This window comes from Methylobacterium symbioticum (assembly GCF_902141845.1).
Classification (GTDB): Bacteria; Pseudomonadota; Alphaproteobacteria; order Rhizobiales; family Beijerinckiaceae; genus Methylobacterium; species Methylobacterium symbioticum.
Map to the genome: position 1 here is coordinate 1 of NZ_CABFPH010000112.1, position 16,246 is coordinate 16,246.

The 16,246-nt window shown below is 72.1% G+C and carries 20 protein-coding genes; 13 read left to right on the forward strand and 7 right to left on the reverse strand.

Annotated features, from left to right (window positions below):
- Positions 1-413: 413 nt before the first annotated feature.
- From MET9862_RS24390 to MET9862_RS24405, 4 genes are all read left to right on the forward strand, one after another.
- Positions 414-1,553 carry a branched-chain amino acid ABC transporter substrate-binding protein gene (locus MET9862_RS24390; protein ID WP_142585551.1) on the forward strand — a complete coding sequence of 380 codons (1,140 nt, stop codon included), beginning with the start codon at positions 414-416 and terminating at the stop codon, positions 1,551-1,553.
- Positions 1,554-1,571: 18 nt separating this feature from the next.
- The gene (locus MET9862_RS24395) at positions 1,572-1,850 is read left to right on the forward strand and encodes an acylphosphatase (RefSeq protein ID WP_142585553.1); all 279 of its coding nucleotides are present in this window, start codon (positions 1,572-1,574) and stop codon (positions 1,848-1,850) included.
- Between the two features lie 103 nt (positions 1,851-1,953).
- The gene (locus MET9862_RS24400; RefSeq protein WP_142585555.1) at positions 1,954-2,685 is read left to right on the forward strand and encodes a DUF599 domain-containing protein; all 732 of its coding nucleotides are present in this window, start codon (positions 1,954-1,956) and stop codon (positions 2,683-2,685) included.
- 115 nt (positions 2,686-2,800) lie between these two features.
- A complete protein-coding gene (locus MET9862_RS24405; RefSeq protein WP_142585557.1) occupies positions 2,801-3,085 on the forward strand; it encodes a DUF3253 domain-containing protein in 285 nt (94 codons plus the stop codon).
- On the opposite strand, the gene MET9862_RS24410 is transcribed toward MET9862_RS24405, so the two are convergent.
- The gene (locus tag MET9862_RS24410) at positions 3,034-3,846 is read right to left on the reverse strand and encodes a YdcF family protein (RefSeq protein ID WP_142585559.1); all 813 of its coding nucleotides are present in this window, start codon (positions 3,844-3,846) and stop codon (positions 3,034-3,036) included. The genes MET9862_RS24405 and MET9862_RS24410 overlap by 52 nt on opposite strands.
- 372 nt (positions 3,847-4,218) lie before the next feature.
- On the opposite strand from MET9862_RS24410, the gene MET9862_RS24415 reads away from it, so the two are divergent.
- From MET9862_RS24415 to dprA, 4 genes are all read left to right on the forward strand, one after another.
- Complete coding sequence (locus MET9862_RS24415) at positions 4,219-5,166, forward strand: aspartate carbamoyltransferase catalytic subunit (RefSeq protein WP_142585561.1); 948 nt, start codon at positions 4,219-4,221, stop codon at positions 5,164-5,166.
- A 5-nt stretch (positions 5,167-5,171) separates the two neighbouring features.
- Positions 5,172-6,482: a dihydroorotase gene (locus tag MET9862_RS24420; RefSeq protein WP_438616652.1), complete on the forward strand. Its 1,311-nt coding sequence runs from the start codon at positions 5,172-5,174 to the stop codon at positions 6,480-6,482.
- A complete protein-coding gene (plsY, locus tag MET9862_RS24425) occupies positions 6,482-7,087 on the forward strand; it encodes a glycerol-3-phosphate 1-O-acyltransferase PlsY (RefSeq protein ID WP_142585585.1) in 606 nt (201 codons plus the stop codon). Before MET9862_RS24420 ends, plsY begins: the two co-directional genes overlap by 1 nt.
- A gap of 166 nt (positions 7,088-7,253) precedes the next feature.
- Entirely contained in the window at positions 7,254-8,420 is a 1,167-nt protein-coding gene (gene dprA, locus MET9862_RS24430; protein ID WP_142585564.1) for a DNA-processing protein DprA, read from the forward strand.
- Positions 8,421-8,466: 46 nt separating this feature from the next.
- Here dprA and MET9862_RS24435 read toward each other — a convergent pair whose 3' ends face one another.
- The 3 genes from MET9862_RS24435 to MET9862_RS24445 all read right to left on the reverse strand — a co-directional run bounded on the left by MET9862_RS24435 (position 8,467) and on the right by MET9862_RS24445 (position 10,102).
- The gene (locus MET9862_RS24435) at positions 8,467-8,958 is read right to left on the reverse strand and encodes a DUF3280 domain-containing protein (protein WP_244612883.1); all 492 of its coding nucleotides are present in this window, start codon (positions 8,956-8,958) and stop codon (positions 8,467-8,469) included.
- 93 nt (positions 8,959-9,051) lie between these two features.
- Entirely contained in the window at positions 9,052-9,522 is a 471-nt protein-coding gene (ruvX, locus tag MET9862_RS24440) for a Holliday junction resolvase RuvX (protein WP_438616653.1), read from the reverse strand.
- Positions 9,523-9,547: 25 nt separating this feature from the next.
- Positions 9,548-10,102: an SMI1/KNR4 family protein gene (locus MET9862_RS24445; RefSeq protein WP_142585587.1), complete on the reverse strand. Its 555-nt coding sequence runs from the start codon at positions 10,100-10,102 to the stop codon at positions 9,548-9,550.
- Between the two features lie 176 nt (positions 10,103-10,278).
- Between MET9862_RS24445 and MET9862_RS29620 the strand changes: the two genes are divergently transcribed.
- On the forward strand, positions 10,279-10,416 hold the full coding sequence (locus MET9862_RS29620) for a hypothetical protein (protein WP_185156990.1): 138 nt from the start codon (positions 10,279-10,281) through the stop codon (positions 10,414-10,416).
- A gap of 81 nt (positions 10,417-10,497) precedes the next feature.
- On the opposite strand, the gene MET9862_RS24450 is transcribed toward MET9862_RS29620, so the two are convergent.
- Positions 10,498-10,989: a DUF2147 domain-containing protein gene (locus MET9862_RS24450; RefSeq protein WP_142585572.1), complete on the reverse strand. Its 492-nt coding sequence runs from the start codon at positions 10,987-10,989 to the stop codon at positions 10,498-10,500.
- Positions 10,990-11,221: 232 nt separating this feature from the next.
- Here MET9862_RS24450 and ndk point away from each other — a divergent pair, with 232 nt between their 5' ends.
- Positions 11,222-11,644 carry a nucleoside-diphosphate kinase gene (gene ndk / locus MET9862_RS24455; RefSeq protein WP_142585574.1) on the forward strand — a complete coding sequence of 141 codons (423 nt, stop codon included), beginning with the start codon at positions 11,222-11,224 and terminating at the stop codon, positions 11,642-11,644.
- A 166-nt stretch (positions 11,645-11,810) separates the two neighbouring features.
- Positions 11,811-12,173: a hypothetical protein gene (locus MET9862_RS24460; protein ID WP_142585576.1), complete on the forward strand. Its 363-nt coding sequence runs from the start codon at positions 11,811-11,813 to the stop codon at positions 12,171-12,173.
- A gap of 80 nt (positions 12,174-12,253) precedes the next feature.
- Here the strand turns inward: MET9862_RS24460 and purN are convergent, their stop codons facing one another.
- Both purN and purM read right to left on the reverse strand, forming a co-directional pair.
- Complete coding sequence (purN, locus tag MET9862_RS24465) at positions 12,254-12,910, reverse strand: phosphoribosylglycinamide formyltransferase (protein ID WP_142585578.1); 657 nt, start codon at positions 12,908-12,910, stop codon at positions 12,254-12,256.
- Positions 12,907-13,968, reverse strand: a complete 1,062-nt coding sequence (gene purM / locus MET9862_RS24470) for a phosphoribosylformylglycinamidine cyclo-ligase (RefSeq protein ID WP_142585590.1) — start codon at positions 13,966-13,968, stop codon at positions 12,907-12,909. The genes purN and purM overlap by 4 nt, the downstream gene beginning before the upstream one ends.
- A gap of 141 nt (positions 13,969-14,109) precedes the next feature.
- On the opposite strand from purM, the gene MET9862_RS24475 reads away from it, so the two are divergent.
- Both MET9862_RS24475 and MET9862_RS24480 read left to right on the forward strand, forming a co-directional pair.
- Positions 14,110-15,207: an AI-2E family transporter gene (locus tag MET9862_RS24475; RefSeq protein WP_142585580.1), complete on the forward strand. Its 1,098-nt coding sequence runs from the start codon at positions 14,110-14,112 to the stop codon at positions 15,205-15,207.
- A gap of 79 nt (positions 15,208-15,286) precedes the next feature.
- Positions 15,287-15,997 (forward strand): P-loop NTPase family protein, encoded by a 711-nt coding sequence (locus tag MET9862_RS24480; protein WP_142585582.1) that lies wholly within the window; start codon positions 15,287-15,289, stop codon positions 15,995-15,997.
- Positions 15,998-16,246: the final 249 nt, after the last annotated feature.

Genomic DNA, 16,246 nt, shown 5'->3' on the forward strand with positions numbered 1-16,246 from the left:
TCTACGTCTCCAACGCCCCCTTCACCGAGCTCCAGAAGGTCCTCAGCGTCTTCTCAACCGTCGCAAGCCCCATCGCTGGCGCTGCCTCCGTCTATTCCGCGACACGCTGAGAAAGCGGGGATCGCGGGCCCCAGCGCCCGAGCGGGCATCATTCCGGCCTTGCTTTCGGCGCAGTCTCCGGGGTTACCTGCATCTGGCGGCCGTGGGGGCGCCCGGAGAACGGCGACGCCGCGGAGCGTCCCGGGGTCCTTCTCGGCTTTGGGGGCGTCGCGTTGGGTTGGCTGCGCGGGATGCATGGCGACCATCGGGACATCCCGGGGCGGCTCCACGACGGCATGAGGCCCGCGCCAGCGCCGCCCTCCGGACTCTTGCCCGATTGCAAGCCGATCGGCCACGGCTCTAGAAGGGCCGCGATGAAGACCGGACGCGCCGCCCTCCTCGCCGAGACGCTCCGCCGGACGAGCCTGGGCGCGGCCCTCGGCCTCGCGCTGCTCGGCGCCCCCGCACCGGCCCGGGCCGACGTGGTGATCGGCGTGGCGGTGCCGCGCTCGGGCGCCTACGTGGCGGGGGGCGAGCAGGTGCTGCGCGGCATCGAGGCGGCGGCCCGCGACGCCAACGCCAAGGGCGGCCTCGACGGCCAGACCATCGTCCTCGACGTGCAGGACGACGCCTGCGATTCCAACACCGCCGTGGCGGTGGCCAACCATTACGTGCGCGCGAATGTGCGCCTCGTGGTCGGCCATGTCTGCTCCAACGCCTCGATCGCGGCCTCGGAGGTCTACGCCCAGAACGGCGTCCTGATGATCACCGCGGCCTCGGTCGCCTCCCGGCTGACCGACCGGGGCTTTCCCACCGTGTTCCGGGTCTGCGGCCGCGACGACGACCAGGCCCGGCTCTCGGCCGCCGTGCTCGCCGAGCGCTTCCGCGACCGCAAGATCGCGCTGATCCAGGATTTGACGCCGGCCGCCCGCAACCTCGCCGCCGCCACCAAGGACAATCTCAACCGGATCGGCATCAACGAGGCCCTCTCGGTCGCCTTCCAGCCGAGCGACGCGGACGACGCGGCCCTCGCCGACCGCCTGAAGGCCGCCGGCATCGAGGTGGTCTATTACGGGGGCGACGCCGCCGAGATGGGGCGCCTCGTGCGGATCTCGGCCGAGCGGGGCTTCAAGCCGCAATGGTTCGGCACCTCGGCCATCGCCACGCCCGACTTCGCCAGGATCGCGGGATCGGCGAGCAACGGCGTCCTGATGACCTTCTATCTCGACCCGAGCCGGCAGCCGGCCGCGGCCAACGTGGTCAAGGCCTTCAAGGCGGAGGGGGTCGATCCGACCGGCTCGACCATCTACGGCTACGCCGCGCTCCAGGCCCTCGTGGCGGCGGGCAACTTCGCCCATACCGACGATCCGCGCCGCCTCGCGGCCACCCTGCATGCCGAGCGCTTCGACCTCGTCCTCGGCACGGTCGGCTTCGACTCCAAGGGCGACGTCACCGCCCAGGGCTACGTGCTCTACGTCTGGAAGGACGGGGCCTTCACGCCCGCGGGCAAGTAGCGGGTAGGAGGGGGGCCGTTGAGCACCACGAAGACCGTCTCCGTCGTGATCACCGGTCGCGTGCAGGGCGTGGCCTACCGCGCCTGGACCGAGGGCGAGGCCCGGCGGCGCGGGCTCTCGGGCCATGTCCGCAACCGCGCCGACGGGGCGGTCGAGGCCCTGTTCTCCGGCCCCGAGGCGGCCGTGGACGCCATGGTCGAGGCCTGCCGCGAGGGGCCGGCGGCGGCGCGCGTGGCCGACGTCGCGGTGCGGCCGGCCGAGGCGCCGCCCGGGGACGGCTTCCGGATCCTCGGCTGACCGGCGGCGAGGCCCGGGACGCGGCTGGGGCAGGCGGTCGGTGCGCTTCCGGTCGGGCAGCCTGCCTGATATGCCCGCGCCGATCCCCGCCCGCCCCGATTCCATGCCCAACCTTCCCGCCAGCGCCGCCGCCTTCTCGCCGCTCGACCTCGGCGCACTCCTGTTCTTCGTGGCCGCCTGGACCGGCTACGCCCTGTCGGTCGGCCGCCTGCGCGGGCGGATGGTCTCCCTGTCCCAGCTCATGAACCGGCAGCGCGAGGCCTGGGCGCGGCAGATGCTGGTGCGCGAGAACCGCGTGGTCGACACGACGATCAACGCCTCGCTGCAGAACGGCACCGCCTTCTTCGCCTCGACCTCGCTGATCGCGCTGGGCGGCGCGCTCACCCTGTCGCGCTCGGGCGACGACGTGCTGAGCCTGTTCGGGACGCTGCCCCTCGGGGGGCTGGCCACGCGGCTCACCTGGGAGATCAAGGTCGCGGGCCTCGCGATCGTCTTCGTCTACGCCTTCTTCAAGTTCGCCTGGGCCTACCGGCTGTTCAACTACGGCGCCATCCTGATCGGCGCGGTGCCGCCGAAGGGCTCGGGCGCGAGCGAGGCCGAGATGCTGCGCGCGGCGCGCCGGGCCGCGGCCATGAACACCGCCGCCGGCAGCCAGTTCGCCCGCGGCCAGCGCGCCTTCCTGTTCGCGCTCGCCTATCTCGGCTGGTTCGTGAGCCCCTACCTGCTGATGGCGACGACCGCGGCGGTGGTGCTCGTGATGTGGCGGCGCCAGTTCGCCTCCGAGGTGCGCACGGCGCTGCTCGCCGACGATCCCAGCCTGGAGGATGCCGAGTGATCCGGACTCCGCTTGATCAGAACGGGCTCCGTATCACCGAGCCCGCGCGGCGTCTGAGCGAAGCCCAAATCCGCCATCCCGAAGGGATCACCGGATTTGGTATGAGGAGAGCGTGATGGCCGACGATGCGCTGATCGAGACGACGCTCCTCGACCTCGTGGCGGAGCGGGGCGCAGGCAAGACCGTCTGCCCGTCCGAGGTGGCCCGCGCCCTCGGCGGGCCGCACCCGGACGGCTGGGGTCCTCTGATGCAGCCGGTCCGGCGCGTGGCGGTGCGCCTCGCCAAGGCGGGGCGGATCGCGATCCTGCGCAAGGGCCGGCCGGTCGACCCGGACGATTTCCGCGGGATCTACCGGCTCGGCCCTCCGGCCTCGGGCCCGGGCAGCCAATCGGGCGTGTAGCCGGCGAGCCGGTAGGCGACGAGGCCGATCCATTCCTTGACCGCGAGGTCGAGGACCAGCAGCCCCTCGGAGGCGAAGCCGCCGAAGCGCAGGGCGGTCCAGCCCGCCGTGCGGTAATCCACCGGATAGGCCTCGACCGTGAAGCCGGCCTGCCGGAAGCAGCCCACCGTCCGCGGCATGTGCCAGGCGGAGGTGACGAGGAGCCAGCGCTCGCCGGGCTTGGGCTGCACCAGGGCGGCGGTGAAGGCCGCGTTCTCCTGCGTGTTGCGCGAGCGGTTCTCCAGGATCAGCCGTGAGCGCGGCAGGCCGAGGGTGTCGGCGTGGCGGCTGATCACGTCGGCCTCCGAGATCCCGCTGCCGCTCAGCGAGGCGTTCCCGCCCGTGAAGACCAGCCGCGCTGCGGGGAAGCGCCGGGCGAGATCGGCCATGTAGGTCTGGCGCTCGTCGGCGTTGTTGCCGACGAACTGCTCCCGCGCCGCCGACAGGCCGGTCTCGACGCCGCCGCCGAGCAGGATGATGCCCGTGGGCGGCGCGTCGCCCTCGCGCCATTGCGGGAAGCGCTCCTCCAGGGGCGCCATCACCAGGACGGGCAGGGGCGAGAGGCCGCCGAGCAGCAGGCCGACCGCGCCGAACAGCACCAGACCGGCGGCCAGGCGCCGCCGGCGCGTCGCGAGGAGGAGGCCGCCGAGGAGGGCGGCGAGGATGAACAGGTTGGAGGGGGTGATCAGGAAGAAGATCACCTTCGAGGCGGAGAAGAACATCGCCGCTCAGGCCGGCCGGACGCGCGCCGGGCTCACCGCGGGCGGCGCGTCGCGCAGGGTCTCGTCGGTCATGGACGCATCCTGGTGGGGATCCGGCCACGCGGCGGGACCGGCGCGGCCGCTTCCGGCATATCACGGGGAGCGGCGCTCCTCCCAGCCGCCGGCACCGACCATCCGGTGCCAATCCGCTCGGAATCGCAGCGGCGCGGTCCCCTGCGCCCGCTTGAGCCGTCATCGGCTCTCAGTCTCAGTCGTTGATTCAACGCGCTCTCTTCCGCCGAACCGGCATCCCCTTCGGCTGAAGAGCGCTCGTGCTGCGCCGCTCGCGCCCCTTGCCCGCATGCCGGCTGCGACCTATCACCGGCCCTCGACATGACTCACGGCGCGCCCCCGAGCTTCCCCCACCGCCACCTCCTCGGCATCGAGGGGCTGACGCGACCCGAGATCGAGGGGCTGCTCGACCGCGCCGACGCGGCCGTCGACATCTCCCGCCAGATCGAGAAGAAGCGCGTGACCCTGCGCGGGCGCACGCAGATCAACCTGTTCTTCGAGCCCTCGACCCGGACGCAATCCTCCTTCGAGCTCGCCGGCAAGCGGCTCGGCGCCGACGTGATGAACATGTCGGTGGCCTCCTCCTCGGTGAAGAAGGGCGAGACCCTGATCGACACCGCGGCGACGCTGAACGCCATGCGGCCCGACATCATCGTGGTGCGCCACCAGTCGGCGGGGGCCGTGCATCTCCTCGCCCGCAAGGTCGACTGCTCGGTGGTGAATGCGGGCGACGGCGCCCACGAGCACCCGACCCAGGCCCTCCTCGACGCGCTGACCATCCGCCGCAACAAGGGCCGCATCGAGGGGCTTCAGGTCGCGATCTGCGGCGACGTCCTGCACTCGCGGGTGGCGCGCTCGAACATCATCAGCCTCCAGGCGCTGGGCGCGCGGGTGCGGGTAATCGGCCCCTCGACGCTGCTGCCGGCCGGCATCGAACGCTTCGGCGTCGAGGTCTTCACGAACATGCGCGAGGGCTTGAGGGACTGCGACATCGTCATGATGCTGCGCCTGCAGCGCGAGCGCATGAACGGCTCCTTCGTGCCCTCCGTGAAGGAGTATTTCCGCTATTACGGCCTCGACGGCGACAAGCTGGCGCTGGCCAAGCCCGACGCCCTGGTGATGCATCCGGGCCCGATGAACCGCGGCGTCGAGATCGCCTCGGACATCGCCGACGGCGCGCAGTCGCTGATCCGCGAGCAGGTCGAGATGGGCGTCGCCGTGCGCATGGCAGTTCTGGAAGCCCTCGCGAGCCATCTGCCCAACGAGTGATGCCGATGTCGCCGCGACCGCTTCTCCTCACCCAAGCCCGCCTGATCGATCCGGCCGCCGGCCGGGAAGCCCCGGGCGCCGTGCTCGTCCGCGACGGGCGCATCGCCGACATCGCGCAGGGCTCCGCCCCCGGGACGCCGGACGGCGCCGAGACCGTCGATTGCGGCGGCCTCGTCCTCGCGCCCGGCCTCATCGACATGCGCGCCTTCGTGGGCGAGCCAGGCGCGGAGCACCGCGAGACCCTGGCCTCGGCCAGCGCCGCGGCGGCGTCCGGCGGCGTCACCACGCTGGTCTGCATGCCCGACACCAACCCGGTGATCGACGGGCCGGCCATCGTCGACTTCGTGCTGCGGCGGGCCCGCGACACGGCCTGCGTCAACGTCCTGCCGGCCGCCGCCGTCACCAAGGGCCTCGCGGGCCGCGAGATGACCGAGTTCGGCCTCCTGCAGGAATCGGGCGCCGTCGCCTTCACGGACGGGCTCAAGGCCGTCACCAACGCGCAGGTGATGCGCCGCGCCCTGACCTATGCGCGCGATTTCGGCGCGCTGATCATGCAGCATGTCGAGGAGCCGGACCTCGTCGGCGAGGGGGTGATGAACGAGGGCGAGCTCGCCTCGCGCCTCGGGCTGATCGGCATCCCGCGCGAGGCCGAGACGGTGATGCTGGAGCGCGACATCCGCCTCGTGCGCCTCACCGGCGCGCGCTACCACGCGGCGATGATCTCCTGTGCGGACAGCGTCGAGATCGTGCGCAGGGCCAAGGCCGACGGGCTGCCCGTCACCTGCGGCGTCTCGGTGAACAACCTCGTGCTCAACGAGGGCGATATCGGCCATTACCGCACCTTCTGCCGCCTCTCGCCGCCGCTGCGCGCCGAGGCCGACCGTCAGGCCGTGGTGTCGGCGCTCCGCGAGGGGGTGATCGACGTGATCGTGTCCGACCACAACCCGCAGGACGTCGAGACCAAGCGCCTGCCCTTCGCGGAAGCCGCGGACGGGGCGCTCGGCATCGAGACCCTGCTCGGGGCGGCGCTCCGGCTCGTCCATACCGGCGATATCGGCCTGCCCCGCCTGATCGCGGCGCTCACCGCCGGCCCGGCCGGGATCCTGCGGCGCGAGGCCGGGCGGCTCGCCGCGGGCGCGCCCGCCGACCTCGTGCTGATCGACCCCGACCTGCCCTACGTCCTCGACAAGCGGGCGCTGAAGTCGCGCTCGAAGAACTCGCCCTTCGACGAGGCCCGGCTCCAGGGCGCGGCGGTGCTGACGCTGGTCGGCGGCCGGATCGTGCATCGGGCCCCCGAGATCGCGGTGGCCGCGTGATCGCAGCCGCCGACCTCGCGACCCCGGCCGTCGCCGCCTGCCTGGCGCTCGGCTACCTGCTCGGCTCGATTCCCTTCGGGCTGATCCTCACCAAGCTCGCCGGGCTGGGCGACGTGCGCGCGATCGGCTCCGGCAATATCGGCGCGACCAACGTCTTGCGCACCGGCCGCAAGGGGCTCGCCGCCGCGACGCTCGTGGGCGACGCCCTGAAGGGCACGGCGGCGGTGCTGATCGCCGCCCAGGTCGGCGAGGCCGCCATGCTGGCGGCCGGGCTCGGCGCCTTCCTCGGCCATCTCTTCCCGGTCTGGCTCGGCTTCAAGGGCGGCAAGGGGGTCGCGACCTTCATCGGCGTGCTGCTCGGCCTCGCGCCGCTGGCGGTGCTCGCCTTCGCCGCAATCTGGCTCGGCCTCGCCTTCGCGCTGCGCTACTCCTCGCTCGCGGCGCTCGCCGCCTCCGCAGTGACCCCCGCCGTGCTCTGGGCGATGGGGCGCCCGGATGCGGCGCTGCTGTTCCTGATTCTCGGGCTGCTGCTCTGGTGGAAACACGCGCCGAACATCCGCCGCCTCCTCGACGGCACCGAAGGCCGCATCGGCCAGAAGGGCTGATCCGGGATCCCGAAGAGGTCACCCCTTTGGTGGGGTCTCGGGGCGAAGCCCCGAGGCTTTCCAGGGCTCTGCCCCGGACCCGCGAGCGGGATGATCCCTCTCGACACCCGGACGGACTATTGGCCGAGCGATGTGATAGGGTTCCCATGGACCGCGGGAATCCCTCATGCAGCTCACCGACGCCCAGCGCATCGACTGGCTCCGGCTGATCCGGACCGAGGGCGTCGGACCGCGCACCTTCCGCACCCTCATCAACCGCTTCGGCGGCGCCGCGGCGGCTCTCGATGCGCTGCCCGACCTGACGCGGCGGCAGGGGAAGCCGGTGACGCCGCCGAGCCGCGCCGAGGCCGCCGACGAGATCGCGCGGGCGGAGGCGCTCGGCGCCCGCTTCGTGGCGAGCGGCGAGGCCGCCTATCCGCGCCTGCTCCAGGCTGCGGATTCCGCGCCCCCGCTCATCGCGGTGCGCGGCGCGGACGCCGTGCTCAACCGGCCGGCCGTCGCCCTCGTCGGCTCGCGCAACGCCTCGGCGGCGGGGGGCGCCTTCACCGAGCGGCTGGCCCGCGAACTCGGCGAGGCGGGGCTCTGCGTGGTCTCGGGGCTTGCCCGCGGCATCGATGCGCGCGCCCACAAGGCGGCGCTCGCCACCGGCACGATCGGCGTGCTCGCGGGCGGGCACGACCGGATCTACCCCGCCAACCATGCCGGCCTCGTCGCCTCCATCCTGGAGGGCGGCGGCGCCGTCGTCGCCGAGATGCCGATGGGCTGGGAGCCGCGCGGGCGCGACTTCCCCCGGCGCAACCGCATCATCTCCGGCCTCGCCTACGGCACGGTGGTGGTCGAGGCGGCCCGCCGCTCGGGCTCGCTCATCACGGCCCGTTTCGCCCTGGAGCAGGGCCGCGAGGTCTTCGCGGTGCCGGGCTCGCCCCTCGATCCGCGCGCGGAGGGCACCAACGACCTCATCCGCCAGGGCGCCACCCTGGTGGCTGAGGTCGACCACGTGCTCGCCGTGCTCGCGCCGCTGATCTCCGGCGAGCGGCCGGCCGCGCGCGACGCCCCCCGACTCGAGGACCGGCCGATCTTCTGGGACGAGATCGACCTCGACGGGATCGTGATCCCCGTGCCGGCCCCATCCCTCGACGCGCTGGACCTGCCCGAGCCCGAGGATCCCCGCGCCCGGGTGATCGGGGCGCTCAGCCCGGCGCCGGTGGCCGTCGACACCCTCGCCCGCGCCACCGGTCTCGCCGTGCGCGTGGTGCAGACCATCCTGCTGGAGCTGGAACTCGACGGGCGCATCGAGCGCCACGGCAGCGGGACGGTCTCGCTGGTCCGCTAGAGCACGTTCCGCGGACGTGGCCGCCGGTTCCGCGAAAGAACATGCTCTAGCGGACGAGAAGCTGGTTCTTCACCAGATAGCGGATGCCGCGGTCGAAGGATTCGTCCGTGTCGCCGCGCAGGTCGACGCTGTAGGCCTTCTCCGGCGCGCCCTCCGTGAGCGGCTTGAAGTAGACGTTCATGTTGAGGATCAGGTTCGAGACCTTCTGGATCTCGCCGACGAAGACGCCGTCGGCCCCGAGCTTCTGCCCGAACCGCTCCGCGCAGCCGCCGCAGGCGCGCAGGTCCGCCGTCTCGGCAACCTCCTTCCGGACCGGATCGGTCGGGACCAGGCTGTAGCGGCCCGATTCCTTCAGGAGATCGCGGAAGGTGTCGGCGGTGCGCTGCAACCGCGCCTTGTCCGCCTCGGTCGGCGGCAGCGGCGCGCCGCGCGCGAACTGGAAATCCAGAACCGCGACCCTCGCGGGCTCCGCGCGGGCGGGGAGGGCGGCGGCGGCGAGGATCGCCGCAAGCAGCAGGGATGGACGGGTGCGGATCAAGGCGGTTCTCCGAGGCGCCGGCGGCGGGATCGCGCCTCCCGCCCGCATGTGATGGGGAACGCCCGGGAGCCAGGAACGATCGCAGAAACCCGGTCAGTCGGTGAGCACGTCTCCCGACAGATCCTGCATCCGGTCGAGCGCGCCCTGCAGGATGTAGGCGGCGGCGAGCTTGTCCACGAGCTGGGCGCGCTTGGCCCGCGAGGTGTCGGCCTCGATCAGTGCCCGGGTGACGACCGCGGTGGAGAGCCGCTCGTCCTGGAACAGGACCGGCAGGTCGAGGATCGGCTTCAGGTTGCGCACGAAGGCGCGGGTCGATTGCACACGGGGCCCGGCGCTGCCATCCATGTTGAGGGGCAGGCCGAAAACGAGCCCGCCGACCTGATGCTGCCGGCAGAGGTCGCGCAGGCGCTCGGCATCCGGCGTGAACTTCACCCGCCGGATCGTCTCCAATGGGCTCGCGATCCGGCGCTGCACGTCCGATAGGGCGAGCCCGATCGTCTTGGTGCCGAGATCGACGCCGATGAGCCGCGCACCGCCGGTGGCAGCCTCGGCGAAGGCGCGCATGTCCTGGATATCCATGGCCCTGCGGTTAGATCGGTTCGGCCCCGCGCGCCAGCACCGCCTCCTCGATCCCCTCGAAGAGCGCGGGCAGCGGCTCGGCCGCCTCGCCCAGCACGGCGCGGACGCCCTCGCCCTGCACCCGGAGGAAGAAGGCGTCGAGGCTCTCGGCCCCGAAGCGCACCGTCTCGAGGTCGGGGGCGAGGACCCAGATGTCGTACTCGCCCGTGCCGGTGACGTCCCAGAACAGGAAGCTGCCGTCCTCGGCCTCGCCGAAGAAGCAGGCCCGCTCCAGCACGGTCGGGTCGTCGCCCTCCACGGAGAAGGTGGGTGGTGCCTCGAGCAGGGCGAGCGCCGCCTGGATGCTGTGGGCGATCACCTCGGCGCGGGTGGCGAGGTCGGCGGCCGGGAAGGGCAGGGGCGTGGCGATCCGGATCGCGCCGCCCGCAAGGCCTGCCCCGCAGGCCCGGCAGAAGCCGCGATAGGAATCGGGCAGGGGAAAGCCGAGCGCCCGCTCCGCCTGCGCGATCTCGTCATCGGTGGAGACGCGACCCCGGTGAAGCTCCGCGAAGACCTCGGACCACAGCCCCGTCCCCATCCGCATTCTCCCGCACGCGACAGCCGGCCCTGCCGTTAACCATAATGCCAAGTAAAGCCTAGCTCTGGACGGAGCGGTTCCGGCATAACAGCGTTAACGGATGCTTAACCTTCTTCAGGGGAACGCGCGTGGCCGCCCGAGAGACGACCGCCGGACGGCGCCCGATGCGGCGCCGGCACAAGCTGATGCTGCTGCTCGCCTTCGAGATCCTGGTCCTCGGCTTCACGCAGGCCCAGCTGGAGCGGCCGAGCCGCGGCATCTCGGTGGAGACCACCGTGACGCCGAACCATGTGGTGACCTGAGGCATCCGGCACCGAGACCGGTCATCCGGGTCCTGACGTCCGCCGGCTTGCCGGAGCGGTCTCCCACGCGGCGGACGGCGCTCAGTCCGCCGTCTTGGCGCGCGGCGCGCCCGGGGTCGCAGCGGCCTGCTGGTTCACGTCCGGAACCCGGGTCCAGGTCTGCGAGCCGCAGAGCACCTTGAGCAGGCAGCCCGAGACCGACAGCTCCGAGGCGCTCTCGCGCTCGACGCTGACCTGGTACACCTTGCCTTCCTCGATGTTGTAGATCTCGCCCGAGAACTTCTCCTCGTCGGGCTTCAGCCCCTCGATGAGCGGCAGGCCGAGCACCGGCCGCGCGCGCTTCTTCGGGTCGGGGTTCTTGATGTCGGTCCGCGGCGTGCCGGCATCGGAGTTCGGCACCTTCAGCCAGACCACTTTGCCGCAGACGAGGCTCTGGCCGGGGCCGCAGCGATCGATGCGGATCTTGGCGCGCCCGTCGCCGGTCAGCCAGGTCCCGGAGGGATCCTTGGGGGCCTCGGCCCGGGCGCCGGCGACGCCGGCGAGGAGGAGGGTGGTGGCGAGAATGGTCCGCATGCGGATGTCTCCTGGGCTGGCGCCGGGGCGCTGGACACGGGGAGGTCGGCTGCAAGGGAGTACGCGGTCGCAATCGGGCGTTTTTTCGGCACTGTTGCAGCGAAGCCATGGCCGCCCAGGATCCGAGCCGGGTTGAGGGCACAGGGAGCGCCCGCTATAAGCCCGGCGCCGCAACGGCTTCCGCGAGGCGGAAGACCGCCGAACACACTTCACGCAGACGGAATCCGGACGCATGGCCACCGAGCGCACCTTCTCCATCCTCAAGCCCGATGCCACGCGGCGGAACCTGACCGGCGCGGTCAACGCGGTGATCGAGAAGGCGGGCCTGCGCATCGTCGGCCAGCGCCGCATCCAGATGAGCCGCCAGCAGGCGGAAAAGTTCTACGAGATCCACAAGGAGCGCCCCTTCTTCGGCGAGCTCGTGGAGTTCATGACCTCGGGCCCCGTCGTCGTGCAGGTGCTGGAAGGCGAGAACGCCGTCGCCAAGTACCGTGAGGTGATGGGCGCCACCAACCCGGCCCAGGCCGCCGAGGGCACCATCCGCAAGCTCTTCGCCGAGTCGGTCGGCGAGAACACGGTGCACGGCTCGGACAGCGCCGAGAACGCCAAGATCGAGATCGCGCAGTTCTTCCAGGACGCCGACATCGTCGGCTGAGCCCCGCCGGGATCTGGCCGCCGGGGCACACCGGCGGCCATTCTACCTACGTACTGCGCCGGCCGGCCGGAATGGCCGCCGGTGTGGCCAAGCCGCCATTGACGGGGCGGGCACTCGGGGCGTCCAAGGGCACGGTTTCGTTTTCCAGCTCCCGGACGTCGCTTTCATGACCCGCCGCCTGTCCCTCACGCTCGCAGCCGGCCTCCTGGCCCTCGGCGCCACCGCGGCGCTGGCCGGCGGCTCCTCCGCCCCCTTCGAGCAATACCAGCCCGATCCGGCCTTGCGCACCGCGCCCAAGGCCAACCTCGAATCCCGCGTCCGCCACGCCTGCACCGTCGTCCAGGCGCGCATGACCAATGCCAGCGAGGCCTCCCTGGAGCGCCCCTGCGGCTGCTACGCCCGCCAGACCCTGCGCACCCTCGACGAGGCCGAGATCGAGGCCTACCGGGCCACCGGCTATTTCAACGATTCGGCCCGCGCCAAGGCGCTCTCGGCCCTCGATTCCTGCAAGCTGCAGCGGCCGGTCTGAGGACCGCACACGAAGACCAAGATCGGGGCTGCGCGCCCCGAACCTGCGCCGAAGGGCCCCACGGCCCTTCGGTATCCCCGTTACAGGCTGAGCAACGCGCCGTCGGCCTGCGCGGCCTCCGCGTCGAAGATCACGCGGTCGCCTTCGAGGCGCACCTTGCCACCCGCCACCAGGGCGAGCGCCGCCGGGTAGAGCCGGTGCTCCTGCACGATCACGCGGTCGGCGAGGCTGTCCGGATCGTCGCCCGCCCGCACCGGCACCGCCGCCTGCGCCACGATCGGCCCGGCATCGAGTTCCGGCACCACGTAATGCACCGTGCAGCCGTGCAGCCGCACCCCGGCCTCGAGCGCCCGCGCATGGGTGTGCGTGCCCTTGAACAGCGGCAGCAGCGAGGGGTGGATATTGAGCATCCGCCCCGCCCAGCCCTCGACGAAGCCCGGCGTGAAGATCCGCATGAAACCGGCGAGGCAGACGAGATCGACCTTCGCGGCGCGCAGCTCCGCGTCGAGGGCCGCGTCGAAGCCGTCGCGATCCGGATAGGCCCGGTGGTCGATCGCCTGCGTCGCGATCCCGGCCTCGGCCGCCCGGGCGAGCCCTGCGGCCTCCGGCCGGTTCGAGAGCACCAGCACGATCTCGGCCGGGAAATCCGGCGCGCGGGCGGCCTCGATCAGCGAGACCATGTTCGAGCCGCGCCCCGAGATCAGGATCGCGACGCGGGTCTTGGCCGGCCCGCTCACAGCGCGAGGCGGCCGTCGAAGGTGACGGGCTCAGGGCCGCGCGCGGTGATGCGCCCGAGCCGGATCGGCGCCTCGCCGGCCTGGACCAGCGCCGCGCTCACCGCCTCCGCCTGGGCGGCGTCCACCACCACGACCATGCCGATGCCGCAGTTGAAGGTGCGCAGCATCTCCGCTTCCGCGACGCCGCCCTCGCGGGCGAGCCAGCCGAAGACCGGCGGCACCTTGACCGCGTCGAGGTCGACCGCGATGCCGACATCGTCCGGCAGTACGCGAGGCAGGTTGTCGGGAAAGCCGCCGCCGGTGATGTGGGCCAGCGCCTTGATGCCGTCGGTGGCCTTCAGCGCTGCGAGCAGGGGCTTCACGTAGATCCGGGTCGGCTCCAGCAGCGCCTCGCCGAGGGCGAGGCCGGGCGCGAAGGGCGCCGGCGCGTCCCAGGCCAGGCCGGTGCGGGCCACGATGCGGCGCACCAGCGAGAAACCGTTCGAGTGGACGCCCGAGGAGGGCAGGCCGAGCACGAGGTCGCCGGCCGCGATGCCCGGCTTCGGCAGCAGGGTGCCGCGCTCGGCCGCGCCCACCGCGAAGCCCGCGAGGTCGTAGTCCGAGCCGTCATAGAGGCCCGGCATCTCGGCGGTCTCGCCGCCGATCAGGGCGCAGCCCGCCTGGCGGCACCCGTCCGCGATGCCGCGCACGATGTCGGCGCCCACACCCGGCACCAGCTTGGCCGTCGCGTAGTAGTCGAGGAAGAACAGCGGCTCGGCGCCCTGCACCACGAGGTCGTTCACGCACATCGCCACGAGGTCGATGCCGATCGTGGCGTGCCGGTTCGTCTCGATGGCGATCTTCACCTTGGTGCCGACGCCGTCATTGGCCGCCACCAGGATCGGGTCCTTGAATCCGGCCGCCTTCAGGTCGAACAGGCCGCCGAAGCCGCCGATCTCCGCATCCGCTCCCGGCCGGCGCGTGGCGCGCACCAGCGGCTTGATCGTCTCGACGAGGGCGTTGCCCGCATCGATGTCCACGCCCGCCTGCGCGTAGGTCAGCCCGTCCTTGCCCGTCATGCCCGCGCCGTCTCCGAGCCGCATCGTTCCATCTTCGCGTGCTCTACCCCCTTGCGGCGCGTCGCGCGAGTCGGGAGAGGGTTGATCGGGACGCCGGGGGTCACCACTCTCGGCCGGGACTTGAGCGTGACGGGAGGGGCGATGCGCGCACGGGCGGTGATCGGGTTCGGCGCCCTCGTCGGGCTCGGCCTCCTCGTCTACCTGCTGCGCGACGTGATGCTGCCCTTCGTGGCCGGCATCGCGCTCGCCTATCTGCTCGATCCCCTGGCCGACCGGCTGGAGCGGCTCGGCCTCGGACGTCTCGCCGCGAGCCTCGTCATCCTGGCTCTGTTCGTGGTCGTGCTGGTGGTGAGCCTGCTGCTCCTCGTGCCGCTGGTGGCGAACCAGGTGGCGGCGCTGATCTCCAGCCTGCCGCAGATGGTCTCGCGCCTGCAGGGCATCCTGGCCGAGCGCGCAGGCCCGTTGCTGCAGCGCCTCGGCGGCGCCGACGCGCTCAGCGAGCTGCAATCCTCGGTCGGCTCCCTGGCGACCCAGGGCGTCGCTTGGCTCCTCGCCTTCCTCAAGTCGCTCTGGACCGGCAGCCAGGTGCTGATCTCGATCGCCTCGCTCCTCGTGGTGACGCCGGTCGTCGCCTTCTACATCCTGGTGGACTGGGACCGCATGATCGCGGCCCTCGACGGCTGGGTGCCGCCGCGCCACCAACTGACCGTGCGCGAGCTGGCGCGGCAGATCGACCGGGCGATCATCGGCTTCGTGCGCGGGCAGACCCTGGTCTGCCTGATCCTCGGCAGCTTCTACGCGGTCGGCCTGTGGCTGGTCGGGCTGAATTTCGGCGTGCTGATCGGGCTGATCGCCGGCTTCCTCACCTTCATCCCCTATGTCGGCACGCTCACCGGCTTTCTGCTCGCCATGGGCGTCGCCCTGGTCCAGTACTGGCCGGGCTCGGACTGGCTGCATATCGGCCTGACGCTCGGCATCTTCCTCACCGGCCAGTTCCTCGAAGGGAACATCATCTCGCCCAAGCTCGTGGGCGATTCGGTCGGTCTGCACCCGGTCTGGCTGATGTTCGCGCTCCTGGCCTTCGGCTCGCTCTTCGGCTTCCTCGGGCTGCTGCTCGCGGTGCCGGTGGCCGCCTCGATCGGCGTGCTGGTGCGCTTCGGCCTGCGGCAATACCTGCAGAGCCGGCTCTATCACGACGGCGAGCCGGTCCTGATCGCGGTCTCCCCGCGCGATCTGTGATCCCGTCCCGAGACCGGACGGCGCCGGAGGCCCGCGCATCGACGTGTCGATGCCTGAACGCGATGGTATGATCCGCCTCATGCGCGACACCGCTCCGCCGAAGCAGCTCGCCTTCGACCTGCCGCTGGACCCCCGCTACGGCCGCGAGGACTTCCTCGTCGGACCTGCCAACGAGGCGGCCTACGCCCTGATCGAGGCCTGGCCGGACTGGCCGGACACGGTCCTCGTCCTGACCGGCCCCCCGGGCAGCGGCAAGAGCCACCTCGCCTCGATCTGGGCGGGCCGGGCCCATGCCTGGACGGTCCCGGTCTCCGGGGTGACGGGGGAGAGCGTCACCCATCTCGTCTCGAACGGCGCCCTCGTGATTGAGGACATCGACCGGGCCGAGGGGCGCGACGAGGCCGCCCTGTTCCACCTGCTCAACCGCGCCCGCGAGCGGAAGGCCCCCGTGCTCCTGACGAGCGCGCGGCCGGTCGACGCCCTGGGGCTGCGCACCGCCGACCTGCGCTCGCGGCTGCGCCTCGCGCCGGGCGCGGAGATCCTCAGCCCCGACGACGCGCTCCTGCGGGCGGTCATCGTGAAGCTGTTCGTGGACCGGCAGCTCGTGGTGGATCTCGCGGTGATCGACGCGCTGGCGCTGCGCATCGACCGCTCGCTCGGGCGCGCCCGCGAGGTGGTGTCCGAGCTCGACCGCGACGCCCTCGGGCGCGGGCGCCGCATCACCAAGCCGCTGGCGCTGGCCGTGCTGGAGCGCATGGGGGTGGGCGAGGGCGAGGGCGACGAGGATTGAGACGAGCGGACGGCGGAAGCCGTCATCGAACTGTCACGCAGGCGCGCTCATTCCCTGGTAGAGCACGCCCGCAGCAGGTTAGGTCGGCCGGGACGGGCCGGCCGCCGACCCCAGCGCAGGAGGATGATGTTGGCCGAGATGGAGCCGAGAGCGGAGGTGCGGGAGAGCGTGGAGGAGGCCGTCGAGCGCCCCGCGCCGCGACGGGCCACGGGCGGTTCCCCCCGGCGCGCGCCCCGCGCCGCGCAGGCC